This is a genomic window from Streptomyces sp. NPDC052012 (genome assembly GCF_040689265.1).
Lineage (GTDB): Bacteria > Actinomycetota > Actinomycetes > Streptomycetales > Streptomycetaceae > Streptomyces.
The window spans coordinates 71423-91038 of record NZ_JBFAXA010000030.1 but is presented as its reverse complement, the minus strand read 5'-3'; the positions used below and the strand labels follow the sequence as shown (position 1 = coordinate 91038).

Here is a 19616-nt window from a genome sequence, read left to right as displayed (position 1 = left end):
CCCCAGCCGGTGATCACACCGTCCGTGTACGGCTTCTTGGCCTCCAGGCCGAAGCCCGTCGCCCGGTGCCGGCGCAGCTGCTCGACCTCACGGAACGAACCCGCGTCCAGCAGCAGCTCGATCCGCTCCCGCGCCGTCAGTTTGCCCTTGGCGTGCTGCGCCGCCGTCGCCTTCTCGCTCGGGCCGTCGAGGACGTCGCGGCGGATGCGGTCGAGTTCGGCGATCCGCTCGTGCAGGGTCATGGCCGACTCCCTTGCCGGTTCAGCTGGTTCGGTGGGCGACGTAGTCGCACAGGGTGAGCAACGCGCCGCGGGCGGGCAGTTCGGGCAGCGCACCGAGGACCGTCCTGGCCCGGTCCAGCCGGCGGTGCAGCACGGCCTCGGTCTCGGTGAGGGCGGGCGAGCGGGCGAACAGGTCCAGGGCGCGGCGGACCGAGTCCGCGGGGACGGGGCCGGCCGCGAGGAGTGCGCGCAGTTCGGCGTCGGCCGGGTCGGTGCCCTCCAGGGCCAGGAGCACCGGTAGGGTGGGCACGCCGGCCAGCAGGTCGGTGCCGGGTTCCTTGCCGCTGACGCCGGCCGGGGAGCGCAGGTCGAGCAGGTCGTCGGCGATCTGGAAGGCGACGCCGAGGTGTTCGCCGTACTCGGTCAGCGCGGTCACGGTCTCGGGCGGGGCGCCGGACTGGAGGGCGCCGATGCCGAGCGACATCGACAGCAGGGCCGCCGTCTTGCCCGCGAGCACCTGGAAGTAGTGGGCGACCGGGTCCTCGCCGGGGGCCGGACCGGTCAGTTCGCGCAGCTGCCCGGCCACCAGGCGGCCCGCGGTGCGCGCGTTGAGCTGTACGGCCTCGGGGCCGAGCTGCGCGGCCAGTTGGGAGGCGCGGGCGAGCAGCCAGTCGCCGGCCAGCACCGCGGCGCGCTCCCCGAACCGGGCGTGGACGCTGGGCACACCGTGGCGGGTGCCGGCGCCGTCCATGACGTCGTCGTGATGGAGGGAGGCGATGTGCACGAGTTCCGCGATGACGGCGGCCTGGGTGACGCCGTCGCGCCAGGGTTCGCCGAACTCGGCGCCGAGCAGCACCAGCAGGGGCCGCAGCCGCTTGCCGCCGGCCTCGGCGAGGTACCCGGCGACGGCGCCGACGCGCGGATCGGCGGCGTCCTGCGCCACGGCGAAAAGCCATTTCTCCACGCGTTCCAGGGATTCCCGCAACCGGTCGTTCAGTTCGGTCTCGTCGAGCGCGAGCCGGTCGAGGAGACTTGTTTCCCTCGGTCCGGGGCGAGGTTCCGCCGTGGTCCCGCTCAGATGCCGCACGCTCATCGGAAACCCTTCTGATACGGGAGGGGGCATTGCCGAATGCGCACATTCGGATCACCACTGTCCGTACCGGTCCCGGGGTGCCTCAACTGCGCTGACATGAAGGTGCCACCCGGTGCGGGGCGGCTCCGGGGAAACGCGGGACGTCAGCTTCCTGCCACATTCCGGGTGACCGCCCCGCAATCCCGGGCGCGACGTTACGTTCCCTTCCGTAAAAAGCCCGCGTTGAACTTCTTCGAAAGGGACGGGAATTGCGTACCCGAATCGCCCTCGGCTCCATGCTCGCCGCCGCCGTGCTCACCCTCACGGCACCCTCCGCCCAGGCGGCCGACGCCGGCGACGGCGCACGGTCCTCCGACCGGTCCTGTGGCGAGCTGCGGCTGACGGGCTCGCTGCCGGTGCCGCCCGCGGGGATGGCGGTGGAGCGCGAGGTGTCGATCGGCGCGGACTGCACGGCGCGGTTCGGCGCGGTGCGCATGGTGCCGGCCGAGAAGGCGGAGGGTGCCGCCGCGCGGGCGGCGACCGCCGCTTCCGGCGTGTCCGGCGCGACCGCGGACGGCACGCACCGGGTCGCCGGCTGGAACGAGATGTACGACTGCTGCAACATCCGGATGACCGGCCTGTACACGGCCTCCGAGTGGACCACCGGGGGCGGCCGGGTCACCGGCGCCTCGACCGAGGCCACCCAGCAGTGGAACCGCGAACCGTGGAACGCGGGCTGGTCGCTGACGTCGGCCCGCAGCGACACCGACTGCACCGCCGACTGCGCGGTCTCCCGCACCGAGGCGCACGCGGACTTCGGCTACCGGGGCATCTTCGACGCGACCGGCACCTGGTACGCCAACACCCACCACTCGTACGTGGACCTCGCCGCCGACGGCACCGCCTCCTGCCGCTTCGACGTGGAGCTGCGCCACACCTTCGTCGGCTGGAACTGGCGGCACGGCTGCGCCTGACCTGCTGCGTGGCAGCAACCTGCCACGCGTCCAACACCTGAGGGCGCGCGCTTCCTACACTCGCCGAAACCCCTCACCGCACCGAACTGCCCCGTCGGCAGGTCCGGGCATTCCACGTTCACAAGGAGTCTCATGTTCGGACGGATCGGACGGGCAGCCGTCCTCCGGCCCTGGCTGACCATCGCGGCCTGGATCGTCGCGGCGGTCGCGCTGGCCGCGCTCGCCCCGCAGCTGAAGTCCACCGGCGACCAGGCCGACTTCCTGCCGTCGCACTACGAGTCGGTGCAGGCGGCCGAGGTGCAGGAGCGCGCGTTCCCGCAGCACGAGCAGCCGGCCGCCATCGCGGTGTTCCAGCGGTCCGACGGCGGGAGGCTGACCGCCGCGGACAAGGCCGACGTCGCCCAGGTCTCCTCCCGGCTCCAGGCCCTCGGCATCGACCACGTCAAGCGGGTCGAGACGAACGAGCAGGCGGTCTCCCCCAACGGGCGGATCGCCCTCGCGAGTGTCGTCTCCACCGTCGAGGACCCCTACGACCCGGACCTGATGGACGCGGTCGAGGAACTGCGCGCCGAGGCCCGGCCGCTGCTGAAGGACACCGAGCTGAAGCTCGGCGTCACCGGGCAGGCGGCCAGCGCGCTCGACTCCCAGGAGGCGTCCGGCGACACCGACGCCATGATCATGTCGGCCACGCTGGTGCTCATCGTGGTCCTGCTGCTGATCATCTTCCGCAGCCCGCTCATCGCCGTGCTCCCGGTGCTGATCATCGGGCTGGCGTTCATGGTCGCCACCGGTCTGATCGCCACGGCGGCGGAGCTGGGCGGGCTCAAGGCCGACAGCTCCATCACCGCCATCCTGATCGTGGTGCTGTTCGGCGTCGGCACCGACTACATCCTCTTCCTGCTGTTCCGCCACCGCGAGCAACTGCGCTCCGGGCAGGCTCCCAAGCAGGCCATGATCACCGCGGTGACACTGGTCGGTGAGACCATCGCGTCCGCCGCCGGAGCCGTCATCGTCGCCTTCATGGCGCTGCTGCTGTCCACCATGGGCATGCTCCGCACGATGGGCCCCTCGCTCGCGATCTCCGTCGCGGTGGCCCTGCTCGCCGGCCTCACGCTCGTGCCGGCCGTCTTCTCGCTGCTCGGCACCAAGGCGTACTGGCCGTCGAAGTCCTGGCGCGCGGAGCCGAAGCACGCCCTCGCGGACCGGGTCGGTTCGCTCGCCTCGCGGCGCCCGGGGGCCGTCGCGGCCGTCACCGGCGGGGTGCTGGCGGTGCTGTCGGTTGGGGTGCTGGGCTTCCGGGCCGAGTTCGACATGAACAGCTCGCTGCCGCAGAACCTGGAGTCGGTGCGGGCCATGAAGGACATGGAGCGCGGCTTCTCCGCGGGTCAGGCCGACCCGACCACCGTCTATCTGGAGAAGGACGGCGGGCCCGCCCTGACGGCGTCCGAACTGAAGGCGTTCGGCGCCGAGCTGGGGAAGGTCGAGGGCGTGGACACGGTCTCCCCCGCCGTGCCCGGACAGGACGGGCGCGTCGCGCAGTACAGCGTGGTCCTGGAGCACAACCCGTCCGGGCAGAAGGCCATCGAGCTGGTCGCGGGCCCGCTCAGGGACACCGCGCACGGGGCCTCTCCCGAGGGCTCCGAGGCGCTGGTGGGCGGCACCACGGCGGTGCTCGCCGACATCGAGAACGCCGTCAGCCACGACTACAAGGTGGTGTTCCCGGTCGCGGGTGCCGCCATCATGCTCATCCTCGGCCTGGTGCTGCGCAGTGTCGTGGCGCCGCTGTATCTGATGGTCTCGGTGGCGCTCGGCTTCGGTGCCACGCTCGGTGCCACCGTCTGGCTGTTCCAGAACAGCCAGGGCAAGGACGGGCTGCTGTTCACCCTGCCGGTGATCGTGTACCTGTTCGTGGTGGCGATCGGCACCGACTACAACATCCTGATGGTGGCGCGGCTGCGCGAGGAGATCGAGCAGGGCAGGTCGCCCCGGGAAGCCGCCGCGCGGGCGGTCGCCCGGTGCGTGCCGACCATCGGCGCGGCCTCGGTGATCCTGGCGGGCACCTTCGGTGTGCTGATGCTGGCGGAGAACTCGATGCTCCAGCAGATGGGCTTCGCGGTCGCGTTCGGCATCCTGCTGACCGCCTTCGTGATGGCCATGCTGCTGGTGCCCGCGCTGACGACGCTGCTCGGCCGCCGCGCATGGTGGCCCGGGCACAAGATCGGCCCCGGTCCGGAGACGGCACCGGTCCGGGTACGGGACGACGACCGCACACCTGTGTGACCCGTACGCCCTGCGGCCGCATCGGCGGGCCGGGGGCGCGGCCAGGAACGGAGGGCGACCGGAGCGTGCGCCGGCGCACTTGGCAGCAAGCTGCCACGGACGCAGAGGACGGCGCCTTCCGCTTCCTACACTCGCCGCGACCCCCCACCGCACTCACCCGCTGGAGGCGTCCCATGGTCCAGCCGCCCGTGTTCCAGCCGCAGGCCGCCGCCCCAGCAGCCCCGAGCCCGGCCCCGCCGTGCCGCACCTCCGCGGCCCGGCAGGGCCGGGCTCTGCCTGCTGAACCGCGCACGCGCAGCACCGAGTAGATAGGCAGCCTCACCCGATGACCACTGACGTTCCCGTCTCCCCGGCCCACGCGGCCGCCCTGGCCACCCCGCCGCCGCCCCGCTGGGCGCGCTGGGCGGCCCACGCCGTCCCCCTGGTCGCGCTGCCCTCCTCGCTGTGGCGCCTCGCCATGGCGGCCGGTGTCCCGGTCGGCTACAGCGAGGAAGTGCTGCGCACCGACTACGACCTTCCCGGCATCGGGTATCTGATCCTGCCGCTGATCAGCCTGCTCCAGGAGGCGGTGGCGCTGCTGACGCTCGGCCTGGTCAGCCAGTGGGGCCTGGTGGTCCCGCACTGGGTGCCGCTGATCGGCGGCCGGCCGGTGCGCACCTGGGCCGCCGTCGTCCCGGCGGCGCTGGGCGCGCTCGCCATGACGGCGATCACCGTGAGCCAGTACATGGTGTGGGACACCGTGGACGAGGGCAATCTCAGCGGCGGGCACCGCACGTTCATGGGCTGGATGTACGCCCCGCTGCTGCTGTGGGGCCCGCTGCTCGCCGTCGTGACCGTGTCCTACGCCCTGCGGCGCCGACGGCGGCCATGAGCACCGCCGTCCTCGTCCTGCTCGCGGCACTCTCGCTGACCGTGTTCGTCGCCGGTCTCACCTCGGGCGCCCGGCGGCTGCTCGGTGTCGAGGTCGGCAAGGGGCGCGCGGTCGTCACCGGCGCGGTCGGGCTCGCCACCGGCAGCGCGGTCAGCTATCCGCTGCGCGATGTGCAGCCGCTCGCCCTGATCACCCTGGAGATCGGGCTGGCGCTGCTGGTCTCCATGCTGTTCCTGGCCGCGACCGAGGTGCTGCTGCCGTCCGGCGCGATGCGCGGGCTGGTGCGCTTCCCCCGGTCGGTGTTCCGCAGATTCGCGCGCACCCGCCGCTACGCCCGGCTGAGCCGGATCTTCATGCGGCACGGCCTCGGCCGTCTGATGAGCGGCAGGTCCCGGCGCGGGCCGGGCGCCGCGGCCGAACGCGCCGCCCTGGCGCCGTCGTTGCGGCTGGCGCTGGAGGAGGCCGGGGTGACCTTCGTCAAGCTCGGCCAGGTGATGTCCACCCGCTACGACCTGCTGCCGCCGGAGTTCATCACCGAGCTGAGCACCCTCCAGGACCAGGCCTCGCCCGAGTCGTGGGAGGCCATCCAGGCCGTGCTGCACGAGGAGCTGGGGGCACCGCCGGAGAAGGTGTTCGCCGAGTTCGAGCCCAAGCCGCTCGCCGCCGGCTCGATCGCCCAGGTGCACCGGGCGGTGCTGCTGGGCGGCGAGGAGGTGGCGGTGAAGGTGCAGCGGCCCGGCGCCCGCGACATCGTCGTCGACGATCTCGACATCCTCTTCCGGTTCGCCGCGAAGCTGGAGCAGCACACGGAGTGGGGCCGGACCGTGGGAGCCCTGACGCTGGCTCAGGGGTTCGCGGTGTCGCTCCGGGAGGAGCTGGACTTCCGGATCGAGGCCCGCAACACGCTGTCCGTGGCCGCGGCCATCGAGCAGTCCGGCGGCAGCACCCTCGTCAAGGTCCCCCGGGTGCACGGTGATCTGTCCGGCGAGCGGGTCCTGGTCACCGAGTGGATGGAGGGCGTGCCGCTGCACAGCGTCTCCGGCCTGCTCGACGAGCGCGGTCTGGACGCGCACACGCTGGCCAAGGCGATGCTGGAGTGCCTGCTGGGCCAGATCATGACCAGCGGCGTCTTCCACGCCGACCCGCATCCGGGCAATCTGCTGCTGCTCGCCGACGGCCGGCTCGGGATGCTCGACTTCGGCTCGGTGGGCCGCATCGACCGGGCCCTGCGCTCCACCCTGCGCGGCATGTTGCTGGCGCTGCACCGCGGCGATCCCGCCGCGCTGTGCGACGCCCTGCTGGCCCTGGTCGTGCAGCCGGAGGACATAGACGAGCGCCGGCTGGAACGGTCCCTCGGCCAGTTCCTGGCACGGCACTTCGCGCCGGGCGTCAAACCCGACCGGGAGATGTTCGCCGACCTGTTCGCCATCGTCTCCCGGCACGGCATCGGCGTCCCGCCGGAGATAGCGGCGGTGTTCCGCGCGCTGGCCACCATGGAGGGCTCGCTGGACCGGCTCGTGCCCGGCTTCGACATCGTCGCCGAGGCCCGCTCGTTCGCCGTGACGCAGCATCTGCAGAAGCTGCGCCCGGAGGCCGTGGGACGCTCGCTGGCCGAGGAGGTCCTCGGGCTGGTGCCGATGCTGCGCCGGCTGCCGCGCCGGGTGGAGCGCATCGGCTCCGCGGTGGAGAGCGGACGGTTCACCGTCTCGGTCAGGATGTTCGGCGACCCGGAGGACCGCAGGTTCGTGCGCTCCCTGGTGCACGAGGTGCTGCTCGCCTTCCTCGGCGGGGTGATCGGTCTCGTCGGGGTGCAGTTCCTGCGGACGCCGGGCGGGCCCCGGCTGAGCGAGGACCTGGAGCTGTTCGAACTGTTCGGCTACAACCTGCTGGTGATCAGCTGTGTGCTGGTGCTGCGGGTGCTGTTCATGATGGTCAGCCCGCGCCGCTGACGGCGTGTGCGAAGCGTGGAGCCCGGCCCCTCTCCGGTGAACGGGGGGCCGGGCTCCAGGCGTTGCGGGTTCAGCGCTGTGCGGCTGCCTTCTGGTAGGCGCGGCCGGCCAGCGGCACGGTCACCGCGATCAGCACCAGCAGCACCACCAGGGCGGTCGGGATGGGGTGTTCGGCGGGGAACGCGCCGCCGCTCGCGCCCCGCTCGTTGCCGAACAGGTCACGGCTCGCGGAGACCACGGCGCTCACCGGGTTCCACTCGGCGATGGTGCGCAGCCAGCCGGGCAGGCCGTCGAGCGGCACGAACGCGTTGGACAGGAACGCCAGCGGCATCATGACGACACCGGCCAGCGCGCTCACCGCCTCCGCGTTGCGCAGGGTCAGCCCGATCAGGGCGCCCAGCCACGACATGGCGAAGCCCATCAGGAGCAGCAGCCCGAAACCGGCCAGCGTCTGCAGCAGCCCGTTGTGCGCCCGCCAGCCGATGAGATAGCCGACGCCCGCCATCACGGCACACGTCCAGGCGACCAGCACGGCGTCGGCGACGGTACGGCCCACCAGCACCGACGAGCGGGAGATCGGCAGCGCCCGGAAGCGGTCCACCAGGCCGTTGTTGAGGTCGCCGACGACGCCCACGGCGGTGGTGGTGATGTTGGCGAGCATCACCTGGGCGAAGATGCCCGCCATGATGTACTCCTTGTAGCCGCCTTCCCCCGGCACCTGCATGGCGCTGCCGAAGAGGTAGCCGAAGACGACCACGAACGCCACCGGCATCACCGTGATGCCGAGGAGTTGCTCCGGCATCCGCCGGATGTGCCGCATCTGGCGGCCCACGAGTGCGAACGAATCGCTCAGTGCCTCGGTCATACGGCCTGCTTCTCCTTGATCGTGTGCGGGGCTGCCTGGTCTTCCTGGTCCGCCGCCGGGCCGGCCGGGTCCGGCTGTCCGGGGCGGCGGGACTGCTGCGCGGCCGGTGTGCGGCCCTGCTGTCCGGTCAGGGCGAGGAACACGTCGTCGAGCGAGGAGCGGTGCACCGCGAAGTCCTCCGGCTCGACGCCGAGGGCCTCCAGGCCGGCGGCCGCGGCGCTGATGGTGCGCATGCCGTCGGCCAGCGGCACGGAGACGGTGCGGTTCTGCAGGTCGACGGCGGGATCGCCCGGTACGACGCCGGCCAGGCAGCGGGTGACGACGGCCAGGTCGGTGTCCTCGGCCACGGACACCTGGAGCCGCTCGCCGCCCACCTTGCGCTTCAGCTCGTCGGGGGTGCCGTCCGCGATGACCAGGCCCCGGTCGATGACGGCGATCCGGTCGGCCAGCTGGTCGGCCTCCTCCAGGTACTGGGTGGTGAGCAGCACGGTCACGCCGCCCCGCACCTGCTCGCGGATCATCTCCCACAGGGTGAGCCGGCTGGTCAGGTCCAGGCCCGTGGTCGGCTCGTCCAGGAAGAGCACCGGTGGCCGGGCGACGAGGCTCGCCGCCAGGTCGAGCCTGCGGCGCATGCCGCCGGAGTACGTCTTGGCCTGCCGGTCGGCGGCGTCCACGAGGTCGAACCTCTCGAGGAGTTCCGTCGCGCGGGCCCGCGCCCCGCGCCGGCCCAGGTGCAGCAGGACGCCGATGAGCTGCAGGTTCTCCCGGCCGGTGAGCCGCTCGTCGACGGCCGCGTACTGGCCGGTCAGGCCGATGTTGGCGCGCACCTGACGTGGCTGCGTCGCCAGGTCGTAGCCCGCGACGACCGCCCGGCCCTCGTCGGGCTCCAGCAGGGTCGTGAGGATCCGCACGGTCGTGGTCTTGCCGGCGCCGTTGGGGCCGAGCACGCCGAGGACGCTGCCGGTGGGCACGGACAGGTCGATGCCGTCCAGCGCCTGGTGGTCGCCATAGCGCTTGCGGAGGCCTTCCGCCGAGATTGCCGTTTCCATGACGGCCACTCCTTCTGGTTACGAATCGGTACGGGGTTCGGTGGGGTCCGGTCGCCTGCGCCGTGGGCGCACGGCGGCTCAGGAGCGGGCGGGTTCCGCGGCGAGTTCGCCGAGCCGCTCCAGGACGACGCGGCCGATCTCGGCCGCGGGCTGCGGTTGCAGCAGATGACCGTGGTGGGCGTCGACCGGGTGCGTGGTGACGGCGCCCGCGACATGCGGCCGCCAGGCGGCGACCGACTCGGCCGTCTTGCGCACCGGGTCGTCGGTGCCGACCGTCGACACGAACAGCAGCAGGTCGCCGTCGAAGCGCCGCGGCCGGTAACGGGCGCTCAGCTCGTGGTTGTTGATGCCGACCTTCATGAAGGCGGTGATGTGGCGCTCCTCCAGGCTGCCGAGCGCGCTGTCGCGGCCCCGGATCAGCTCCATGGCCCGTGCGTGGTCGAGCGGTTCGCCGCGCAGTTCGTCGAGGTCGTGACCGACGAAGTCCAGCAGGGTCTCGAGGATGTCCCGCTCCGTCGGCGGCACGTAGTCGTCGTCCTTCCACGACTCGTCGTACGGCGTCTGGTCGAGGTTCGCCAGCAGCGCGACCCTCTCCCCCGCCTCGGTGAGCAGCGTGGCGATCTCGTGGGCGACGAGGGCGCCGAAGGACCAGCCGAGCAGGTGGTACGGCCCGGACGGCTGCACGGTGCGGATCTGCGCCACGTAGTCGGCGGCCATCTCCTCCACGCTGCCGTGGATGTCCTCCCGGCCGTCGAGTCCGCGGGCCTGGAGGCCGTAGACCGGATACTCGGCGCCGATGTGCTTCAGCAGGGTCGAGTAGGGCCAGCTGAGTCCGCCCGCTCCGTGCACGCAGAACAGCGGCGGGCGGTCACCGCCCGTGCGCAGGGGGAGCAGCATCTCGAAGCCGTCCCCGTCCTGGCCGGTGCCCAGCCTCTCCGTCAGCTGCGCCACCGTGGGCGTCTCGAAGATGCCCCGGTTGCCGATCTTCACCCCGAGCACCGACCGGATCCGGCTGACCAGCTGGATGGAGGTGATGCTGTCGCCGCCGAGTTCGAAGAAGCTGTCGTCGATGCCGACCCGTTCCACGTTCAGCACCTCGGCGAACAGCCCGCAGAGCACCTCCTCCTGCGCCGAACGCGGCCCGCGTCCGCCGGAGGCGGGGTCGGCTTCGGGCGCGGGAAGGGCCCTGCGGTCGAGTTTGCCGTTGACGGTGAGCGGGAGGGCGTCCAGCGCCACGAACGCGGCGGGGACCATGTAGTCGGGCAGGGCGGCCGCGACGTGGGCGCGCAGCGCCTCGGTGTCGAGGGCGCGGTCGGGGGCGGGGACGACGTAGGCGACCAGGCGCTTGACGCCGGGCTGGTCCTCACGGACGATCACCGCTGTCCGGGCGACCAGTTCGTGGCGATCCAGCACGGTCTCGATCTCGCCGAGTTCGATGCGGAAGCCGCGCACCTTCACCTGGTCGTCGGAGCGGCCCAGGTACTCCAGCTCACCCTCGCGGGTCCAGCGGACCACATCCCCGGTGCGGTACATGCGCGTGCCAGGAGTTCCGTGGGGGTCGGCGACGAAGCGTTCCGCCGTCAGTCCCGGCCGGCCCAGATAGCCGCGCGCCAGACCCGCACCCGCCAGATACAACTCCCCCGCCACACCCGGCGCGACCGGCCGCAGCCGCTCGTCCAGGACGTAGACGCGGGTGTTGGGGATTGGCCTGCCGATCGGCGGCACCCCGCCCTCGGCCGTCAGCGGCGCGGACAGCGTCGCCACGACGGTGGACTCGGTCGGACCGTAGGCGTTGACCATCCGCCGGCCCACAGCCCAGCGCTGCACCAGCTCCGCAGAGGTGGCGTCACCGCCCACGATCAGCGACTGGAAGGAGGGGAACTCCCCTGCCGGGACACTCGCCAGCGCGGCCGGCGGAATCAGCGCATGTGTCACGCCTTCACCGGTCAGGACCTCGGCGAGCACCTCCCCGGCCAGCGGACCCGGCGGCGGCACCACCAGCGCCGCACCCGCCGCGAACGCCATCACCAGCTCCAGCACCGACGCGTCGAAACTCGGCGACGCGAACTGCAGCACCCGCGAGCCCTCGGAGACGGCGAACCGCTCCACCTGCGCCGCAGCGAACGAAGCCATGCCCTCGTGCGTGACCACCACACCCTTGGGCCGGCCCGTCGAACCCGACGTGTAGATCACATACGCCGGATGCGACAACTCCACCGACACACCAGGCCGTTCAGGCCCGTACACGTCACTCAGCTCAGGCAACTCCCGCAGCACGAGCACAGGCTGGGCGTCCTGGAGCATGTAGTCGATCCGCTCCTGCGGATACTCCGGATCCACCGGCAGATACGCCGCCCCCGCCTTCAGCACCGCCAGCTGCGCGATCACGATGTCCACCGAACGCGGCAGCACCAATGCCACCACATTCTCCGCGACCACACCCTGACCCACCAGCCAGTTCGCCAGCCGGTTCGCCCGCGCCTCCACCTGCGCATACGACAACACCAGCCCACCGGACACCACAGCAGCCGCATCCGGGCAACGATCCACCGCCGCCTCGAACAACCCAGCGAACGTCACCGGAGCCAGCTCCACCACCGAACCGGACCACTCCCCCACCACCCGGGAACGCTCCGCCTCCGACAACACCTCCACACCACCGACCCGCAAACCCGGATCCGCGGCCACCGCCTCCAGCACCGCCACCAGACGCGACGCCAGCACCTCCACCGACACCCGGTCGAACAGATCCACCGCGAACTCCACACTGCCTTCCAAGCCGTCCTCGGACTCGGCCAGTTGGAAGGAGAGGTCGAACTTCGCGGCGTCGTAGGCGAGGGGTTCCGGGGCGATGCGCAGGCCGTCCAGGTCGAGGGTGGCCTCCGCGTTGTTCTGGAAGGCGAGCATCACCTGGAACAAGGGGTGACGGGCCATGGAGCGCTCGGGGTTGAGGATCTCCACCAGGCGTTCGAAGGGGACGTCCTGATTGGCGTAGGCCGCCAGGTCCGTCTCGCGGACCCGCTCCAGCAGCTCACGGAACGTCGGGTCGCCCGACAGGTCCGTGCGCAGCACCAGGGTGTTGACGAAGAAGCCGACCAGGTCGTCCAGTGCCTCGTCGGTGCGGCCGGCCGTCACGCTGCCCAACGGGATGTCGTCGCCGGCGCCCAGGCGGTGCAGGAGCGTGGCCAGGGCGGCCTGGACCACCATGAACAGGCTGCCGCGGGTCTCCGCCGCGAGGGCCAGCAGACGTTCGTGGGTCTCGCGGCCGACGCGGAAGGGGACGGTGTCGCCGCGGTAGCTCATCCGCGCCGGACGCGGCCGGTCCACCGGCAGCACCAGCTCCTCCGGAAGCCCCGCCAGCGCACCCCGCCAGTAATCCACCTGCCGCGACAACTCACTGGTGGGATCGTCCTCCTCACCCAGCACCTCACGCTGCCACAACGTGTAGTCCGCGTACTGCACCGGCAACGGCTCCCACACCGGAGCCACACCCCCCACACGCGCCGCATACGCCTCACCCAGATCACGCGCCAACGGACCCATCGACCACCCGTCACCCGCGATGTGATGCACCACCAGCAACAGCACGTGGTCGTCCGACGCGCGGCGGAACAGGGTGGCCCGCACGGGGAGGTCGGTGGCCAGGTCGAACCCGCGGGCCGCTTCGGCGGCGAGGGCGCGCTCGTCGTACGGAACCGTGTCGAGCTCGGGACGGGCCTCGCCGGCGGGCAGGATCCGCTGGTAGGGACGGCCCTCCTGGTCGGGGAAGACGGTGCGCAGGCTCTCGTGTCGGGCCACGACGTCGCTGAGGGCGCTCCGCAGGGCGGCCGGGTCGAGCGGGCCGGTGAGGCGTACCGCGAGCGGGATGCTGTAGGTCGCGCCCGGCCCCTCGAAGCGGTTCAGGAACCACAGACGGCGCTGGGCCGGTGAGAGGGGGACCGTGTCGGGGCGGGGGCGCGCGGTGAGGGCGGGGCGGGTGTCGCCGGTCTCGCCCAGGCGTTCGGCGAGGGCCGCCGGGGTGGGGGCCTCGAACAGGGCGCGTACGGCGAGTTCGGCGCCGAGCCGGGAGCGGACGCGGGTGGTCACGCGGGTGGCGAGCAAGGAGTGCCCGCCGAGGTCGAAGAAGCTGTCGTCGGCGCCGACCCGCTCCAGGCCGAGGACCTCGGCGTAGATGTCGCACAGCGCCTTCTCCTGGGCGGTGCGCGGGGCGCGGCCCTCGGCCGCGGTGGCCGGGGCGGGGGCGGGCAGGGCCTTGCGGTCGAGTTTGCCGTTGACGGTGACGGGGAGCCGGTCTAGGGCCACGAAGGCGGACGGCACCATGTAGTCGGGCAGGCGTTCGGCGAGGCGCCGGCGGAGTGCGTCGGGCGTGGGGGCGGGGCGTCCGGCGGCGGGGACGGCGTAGGCGACGAGTTCGCGGATGCCGGGGCGGTCCTCGCGGACGACGACGGCGGCCTGTGCGATGTCGTCGTGGGTCTCCAGCGCGGTCGCGATCTCGCCGAGTTCGATGCGGAAGCCGCGGATCTTCACCTGGTCGTCGATGCGGCCCAGGCAGTCGATGCGGCCGTCCCTGGTCCAGCGGGCCAGGTCGCCGGTGCGGTACATGCGGGTGCCGGGCGGGCCGTAGGGGTCGGCGACGAACCGCTCGGCGGTGAGGGCGGGGCGGCGGAGATAGCCGCGGGCCAGTCCCGCGCCGGCGAGGTACAGCTCGCCGGGCACACCGGGCGGCACGGGGCGCAGGGCGCCGTCGAGGACGTAGGCGCGGTAGTTGTCCAGCGGGCGCCCGACCAGGACGCGGTCGCTGTCGGTGATCTGCTGGCCGAGGGCGTCGACGGTGGTCTCGGTGGGTCCGTACAGGTTGTAGGTGACCGGGAGGTCGAGGCCGGCGAGTTCGCGGCGCAGTGCCTCGCCGAGGGCCTCGCCGCCGAGGCCGACGATCAGCGGGCGCAGCTCCGGGTCGGCGGTGAGGCCGAGTTCGTGAAGCTGCTGGAAGTGGCCGGGGGTGGTGTCGAAGTGGTCGATGCGGCCGACGCGCTGGACGTAGGCGTACAGGGCGGTGGCGTCGTGCCGGGCCTCGTCGTCGATGAGGTGGAGTTCGTGTCCGGCGAGCATCCACAGCAGCGGGTCGATCGCCGCGTCGAAGGAGAAGGAGGCCGCGAGTGCCGCCCGCAGCCGGCGTCCGCCGGTGGTCGCGATGACCGGGCCGTACAGCTGGCCGAAGTGGTCGTGGAAGAGGTTGACGGCGCTGCGGTGCTGGACGGTGACGCCCTTGGGGCGGCCGGTGGAGCCGGAGGTGTAGATGATGTAGGCGGCGTTGTCGGGCCGGGGGGCGCCGCCGCGTTCCTCCGGGGTGAGGTCGGCGCCGGACCAGTCGTGGTCGCGGTCGAGGGCGTGCAGCTCGGACAGGTCGGCGAGGTCGGCGACGGGGCGGGCGTCGTCGAGCATGTGGGCGATGCGGTCGGCCGGGTAACCGGGGTCGACGGGCAGGTAGACGGCGCCGGCCTTCATGACGGCGAGCAGCGCGACGATGTGCTCGACGGAGCGGGGCAGCCGTACGGCGACGGTCTGTTCGGGCCGGACTCCCTCGGCGATGAGGTGGCGGGCGAGCCGGTTGGCCCAGGCGTTGAGCGCGGCGTAGGTGAGGCTGATGTCCTGGAAGACCAGGGCGGTGGCGTCGGGGGTGCGGGCCGCCTGCTCCTCGAACAGGCCGGGGAGGGTGCCGGTGGGGTGGTCGTGGGCGGTGTCGTTCCACTCGACCAGCACCTGGTGGCGTTCGTGTTCGGTGAGGAGGTCCGTCGCGGACAGGGGGCGGTCGGGTTCGGCGGCCAGGTCGGTGATCAGGCGGACCAGGCGGTCGGCCAGGTCCTGCGCGGTCTCCCGGTCGAACAGGTCGGTGGCGAACTCGATGCCGCCGTCGATGCCGTCGGGGGTGCCGTCCTCGGTGAAGCGTTCGGCGAGGACGACGGACAGGTCGAAGGCGGAGGTCTTCAGGCCCACGGCGCGGCCGGTGGCGGTGACGGGGCCGAGGTCGAGGGTGGCCTCGGCGTTGTTCTGGAAGGAGAGCATCACCTGGAACAGCGGGTGCCGGGCGAGCGAGCGCGCGGGGTTGAGGATCTCCACGAGCCGCTCGAAGGGCACGTCCTGGTGGGCGTAGGCCGCCAGGTCCGTCTCGCGGACCCGTGCCAGCAGTTCGCGGAACGTCGGGTCGCCGGAGACGTCGGTGCGCAGCACCAGGGTGTTGACGAAGAACCCGACGAGGTCGTCGAGCGCCTGGTCGGTGCGGCCCGCGACCGGGGTGCCGACGGGGATGTCGTCGCCGGCGCCGAGGCGGTGCAGCAGGGCGACGAGGGCGGCCTGGGCGGCCATGAACACGCTGGCCTGCTCGCCGCGGGCGAGAGCGGTCAGGCGGCGGTGGGTGTCGGCGGGGATGGTGAGGTCGACGGTGTCGCCGCGGTAGGTCATCTCGGGCGGGCGCGGCCGGTCGGCGGGCAGGGTGAGTTCCTCGGGGAGCCCGTCGAGGGTGCGGCGCCAGTGGTCGATCTGGCGGGCGAGTTCGCTGCCGGGGTCGTTCTCGTCGCCGAGGATGTCGCGCTGCCAGAGCGTGTAGTCGGCGTACTGGACGGGCAGCGGCGGGAGTTCGGGTGCGCGGCCCGCGCACCGGGCGCGGTAGGCATCTCCGAGGTCGCGGGCGAGCGGGGCCATGGACCAGCCGTCGCCGGCGATGTGGTGCAGGACCAGCAGCAGCACGTACTCGGTGCCGCTGAGGGCGAACAGGCGGGCGCGCAGCGGCGGTTCGGCGGTGAGGTCGAACTCCTTGCCCGCGGCGGCGGCCAGGGCGCGGTCCAGGTCCTCCTCGGCGACGCCGATGACGGGCATGCGCGGTACGGCCTGTTCGGGGGTGAGGATCTGCTGGCGGGGGCGGCCGTCGGTCTCGGGGAAGACGGTGCGCAGGCTCTCGTGGCGGGCGACGACGTCACCGAGGGCGGCGCGCAGGGCCTCGACGCGCAGCTCTCCGGACAGGCGTACGGCCATGGGCAGGTTGTAGTTGCCGCCCGCGTCCTCGAAGCGGCCGAGGAACCACAGCCGGCGCTGGGCGGGTGAGAGGGGGATCTCGTCGGGGCGGGGGCGCGCGGTGAGGGGTGTGCGGGCCCGGCCGGCGGCGGCGAGCCGCTCGGCGAGGGCGGCCGCGGTGGGCGCCTCGAACAGGGCGCGGACGGGGAGTTCCGCGCCGAACGCGGTGCGGACGCGGCTGATCAGGCGGGTGGCGAGCAGGGAGTGCCCGCCGAGGTCGAAGAAGCTGTCGTCGATGGAGACCCGGTCCAGGCCGAGGACGTCGGCGAAGAGGCGGCACAACTCGGCCTCGCGGGCGTCGCGGGGGTCCCGGCCCTCGGCTGCGGCGCCGTCGGGGACGGGCAGGGCGCGGCGGTCGAGCTTGCGGTTCGGGGTGAGCGGCAGGGCGTCCAGGACGACGAAGGCGGACGGCACCATGTAGTCGGGCAGGCTGCCCTCGAGGTGGGTGCGCAGTTCCGCGGGGGTGGGGGCGGGGTGTCCGTCGGCGGGGACGAGGTAGGCGGCGATGGTCTTGATGCCGGGCCGGTCCTCGCGGGCGACGACCGCGGCCTGGGCGAGGGCGGGGTGGGTGGTCAGGGCCGCCTCGATCTCGCCGAGTTCGATGCGGAAGCCGCGGATCTTCACCTGGTGGTCGCCGCGGCCGAGGTAGTCGAGCTCGCCGTCGCCGGTCCAGCGCACCACGTCGCCGGTGCGGTACATGCGGGTGCCGGGCGGGCCGTAGGGGTCGGCGACGAAGCGTTCGCCGGTCAGGCCGGGGCGGCCGAGGTAGCCGCGGGCCAGTCCCGCGCCGGCGAGGTACAGCTCGCCGGGCACACCGGGCGGCACGGGACGCAGGGCGCTGTCGAGGACGTAGGCGCGGGTGTTGCGGACGGGCCGGCCGATGGTGGGCCGGGCGGGCCAGGCGTCGGGGTCGGGGGGCAGGGTGGTGGCGGTGACGACGTGGGTCTCGGTGGGCCCGTAGTGGTTGTGCAGGAGCCGGCCGGTGCCGCGGTGGAAGTCCCGGACGCGCTTGCTGAGGACGAGGGCCTCCCCCGCCTGGGCGAGGTGGCGCAGCGCGGGCAGGTCCAGGCCCTGGCCGACGGCCTCGTCGCACAGGGCGTCGATGACCAGGTTGGGCGCGTACACCTCGTGGATGTCGTGGGCGTCGAGCCAGCGCACGAAGGCGGCGGGGTCGCGGCGGGTGTCCTCGTCGGGGATGACGAGGGTGCGGCCGGACAGGGTGGCGGAGAGGATCTCCTGCGCCGAGACGTCGAAGCTGATCGCGGTGAACTGGGCGGTGCGCACACCGGGTTCGCCGGGGAGTTCCTCCTCGTGCCAGGCGATGAGGTTGGCGAGGGCGCCGCCGGGCATGGCGACGCCCTTGGGGCGGCCGGTGGAGCCCGAGGTGTAGATGACGTAGGCCGGGGTGAGCGGGCTGAGCGGCGCGGTCCGGTCGGCGTCGGCCGGGTCGGTGTCCGGCAGGGCGGCGAGCGCGGCGGCGGTGGCGGGGTCGTCGAGGAGCAGGTACGGGATGTCGGCGTCCGCGGCGGCCGACGCGATACGTGGTCGGGTCGCCGAGTCGGTGAGGACGAGCGCGGGGCGGGCGTCGCCGAGCATGTGGGCGATGCGGTCGGCGGGGTAGGCGGCGTCGACCGGCAGGTAGGCCGCGCCGGACTTGAGGACGGCCCACAGGGCGACGATCAGGTCGACGGAGCGGGGCAGCGCGAGGGCGACGGTGCGCTCGGGTCCGGCGCCGTGCGCGATCAGCTGCCGGGCCAGGCGGTTCGCGCGGGCGTCGAGTTCCCGGTAGGTGAGCGCGGTGCCGGCGTGCTGGACGGCGACGGCGTCGGGGTGCCGGTCGGCGGTCCGGCGGAACAGGGCGGGCAGGGTGGTGGGGGCGCCGGGTCGTGCGGTGTCGTTCCACTCGGTGAGCACCTTGGCGCGGTCGGCGGCGGTGAGCAGGTCGAGCCGTCCGACGGGGGTGTCCTCGGCGCCGGTGAGGGCGGTGAGGACGCGCAGCAGGGTCTCGCCGATCTCTGTGGCGGCGGCCTGGTCGACGACGTCGGGCCGGTGGCTCAGTTCGAGGGCGAGGGTGGTGCCGGCGTGGACCATGAGGCCGAGCGGGTAGTGGGTGCCCTCGTGGCTGCGGCCGTCGACGACGCCGAGTCCGCCCGCCGAGCGGCGCAGTCCCTCGGTGTCGACCGGGTAGTTCTCGAACACCAGCAGGGTGTCGAAGAGTTCACCGTTGACGGGGGTGAGCCGCTGGACGTCGGCGAGTCCGAGGTACTGGTGGTCCATGAGGCCGGCCTGCTGGTCCTGGAGGCGCTCCAGCAGGGTGCCGACGGTCTCGGCCGGGTCGAGCCGCACCCGCACCGGGAGGGTGTTGATGAACAGGCCGACCATCGACTCCACGCCGGGCAGCTGGGGCGGCCGGCCGGAGACGGTGCCGCCGAACACCACGTCGTCGCGTCCGGTGAGCCGGCCGAGCACGATCGCCCAGGCGGCCTGGACGACGGTGTTGACGGTCACTCCGCGCTCGCGGGCCCACCGGGTCAGCGCGGCCGTGCGGTCCGCGGGCAGCTCGACGCGGGTGCCTGCCGGGGGGACGGGTTCGCGGGACGCGTCGGGCGCGGCGAGCAGCGTCGGCTCCTCCACGCCGTCGAGCACCTGCCGCCAGGCGTCCTCGGCGGCCGTGCGGTCCTGGGCGGCCACCCAGGCGAGGTAGTCGCGGTAGGGGGCGACGGCGGGCAGGGCGGTCTCGTCGCGGCCCGCCCTGATCAGCCCGTACAGCTCGAAGAGTTCACCGATGAGCAGGGCCCGGGACCAGCCGTCGAGCAGGATGTGGTGGGCGGTGACGAGGAACTGGTGGCGGCCGTCACCGAGGCCGACCAGCGTGAACCGGATGAGCGGGGGGCGCGTCAGGTCGAAACGGCGGGCCCGGTCCTCGGCGGCGACGCGTTCGGCCGCGGCGCCGCGCTCACCGGCGGGCAGGTCCGCCAGGTCCACCACGGTCCAGTCGGGGGCGACCGTGTACGGGATGAGCTGGACGGGCTCGCCGTTCTTCCGGTAGCGGAAGGCGGCGCGCAGTCCGGCGTGGCGGCGCAGCACGGCCGCGCACGCCTCGTGCAGCGCGTCGGTGTCCAGGCCGCCGTCCAGGTCGAGGACGAACTGCATGGTGTAGACGTCCGGCCCCTGCACGTCGTACTGCGCGTGGAAGAGGAGCCCTTGCTGGAGCGGAGAGAGCGGGAGGATGCCCTCGAGCCGCGGCTTCGCATCGGTCATGTCGCT

Annotated in this window: 9 protein-coding genes; 4 read left to right on the top strand and 5 right to left on the bottom strand. The window is 72.9% G+C overall.

Annotation, left to right across the window (positions count from 1 at the left end):
* Positions 1 to 242, bottom strand: a 242-nt coding sequence (locus AB0412_RS32020; RefSeq protein ID WP_366406100.1) for a carboxyl transferase domain-containing protein, incomplete at its 3' end; no start/stop codon positions are given.
* 19 nt (positions 243 to 261) lie between these two features.
* Positions 262 to 1314 (bottom strand): polyprenyl synthetase family protein, encoded by a 1053-nt coding sequence (locus AB0412_RS32015; RefSeq protein WP_366406099.1) that lies wholly within the window; start codon positions 1312 to 1314, stop codon positions 262 to 264.
* A gap of 248 nt (positions 1315 to 1562) precedes the next feature.
* On the opposite strand from AB0412_RS32015, the gene AB0412_RS32010 reads away from it, so the two are divergent.
* The 4 genes from AB0412_RS32010 to AB0412_RS31995 all read left to right on the top strand — a co-directional run bounded on the left by AB0412_RS32010 (position 1563) and on the right by AB0412_RS31995 (position 7367).
* Entirely contained in the window at positions 1563 to 2267 is a 705-nt protein-coding gene (locus tag AB0412_RS32010) for a hypothetical protein (protein WP_366406098.1), read from the top strand.
* 132 nt (positions 2268 to 2399) lie between these two features.
* Positions 2400 to 4547 (top strand): MMPL family transporter, encoded by a 2148-nt coding sequence (locus AB0412_RS32005; protein WP_366406097.1) that lies wholly within the window; start codon positions 2400 to 2402, stop codon positions 4545 to 4547.
* Between the two features lie 325 nt (positions 4548 to 4872).
* Entirely contained in the window at positions 4873 to 5418 is a 546-nt protein-coding gene (locus AB0412_RS32000) for a hypothetical protein (protein ID WP_366406096.1), read from the top strand.
* A complete protein-coding gene (locus AB0412_RS31995; RefSeq protein WP_366406095.1) occupies positions 5415 to 7367 on the top strand; it encodes an AarF/UbiB family protein in 1953 nt (650 codons plus the stop codon). The genes AB0412_RS32000 and AB0412_RS31995 overlap by 4 nt, the downstream gene beginning before the upstream one ends.
* Positions 7368 to 7437: 70 nt before the next feature.
* On the opposite strand, the gene AB0412_RS31990 is transcribed toward AB0412_RS31995, so the two are convergent.
* From AB0412_RS31990 to AB0412_RS31980, 3 genes are all read right to left on the bottom strand, one after another.
* A complete protein-coding gene (locus AB0412_RS31990; protein ID WP_366406094.1) occupies positions 7438 to 8232 on the bottom strand; it encodes an ABC transporter permease in 795 nt (264 codons plus the stop codon).
* Positions 8229 to 9281, bottom strand: a complete 1053-nt coding sequence (locus tag AB0412_RS31985; protein ID WP_366406093.1) for an ATP-binding cassette domain-containing protein — start codon at positions 9279 to 9281, stop codon at positions 8229 to 8231. Before AB0412_RS31985 ends, AB0412_RS31990 begins: the two co-directional genes overlap by 4 nt.
* Before the next feature lie 78 nt (positions 9282 to 9359).
* A complete protein-coding gene (locus AB0412_RS31980; protein ID WP_366406092.1) occupies positions 9360 to 19610 on the bottom strand; it encodes an amino acid adenylation domain-containing protein in 10251 nt (3416 codons plus the stop codon).
* Positions 19611 to 19616 lie beyond the last annotated feature (6 nt).

What these genes read in the sequence shown, in the direction of transcription:
- AB0412_RS31990 (WP_366406094.1), bottom strand. Translation starts at nt 8,232, where the DNA reads ATGACCGAGGCACTGAGCGATTCGTTCGCACTCGTGGGCCGCCAGATG.
- AB0412_RS31995 (WP_366406095.1), top strand. Translation starts at nt 5,415, where the DNA reads ATGAGCACCGCCGTCCTCGTCCTGCTCGCGGCACTCTCGCTGACCGTG.
- AB0412_RS31985 (WP_366406093.1), bottom strand. Translation starts at nt 9,281, where the DNA reads ATGGAAACGGCAATCTCGGCGGAAGGCCTCCGCAAGCGCTATGGCGAC.
- AB0412_RS31980 (WP_366406092.1), bottom strand. Translation starts at nt 19,610, where the DNA reads ATGACCGATGCGAAGCCGCGGCTCGAGGGCATCCTCCCGCTCTCTCCG.
- AB0412_RS32005 (WP_366406097.1), top strand. Translation starts at nt 2,400, where the DNA reads ATGTTCGGACGGATCGGACGGGCAGCCGTCCTCCGGCCCTGGCTGACC.
- AB0412_RS32000 (WP_366406096.1), top strand. Translation starts at nt 4,873, where the DNA reads ATGACCACTGACGTTCCCGTCTCCCCGGCCCACGCGGCCGCCCTGGCC.
- AB0412_RS32015 (WP_366406099.1), bottom strand. Translation starts at nt 1,314, where the DNA reads ATGAGCGTGCGGCATCTGAGCGGGACCACGGCGGAACCTCGCCCCGGA.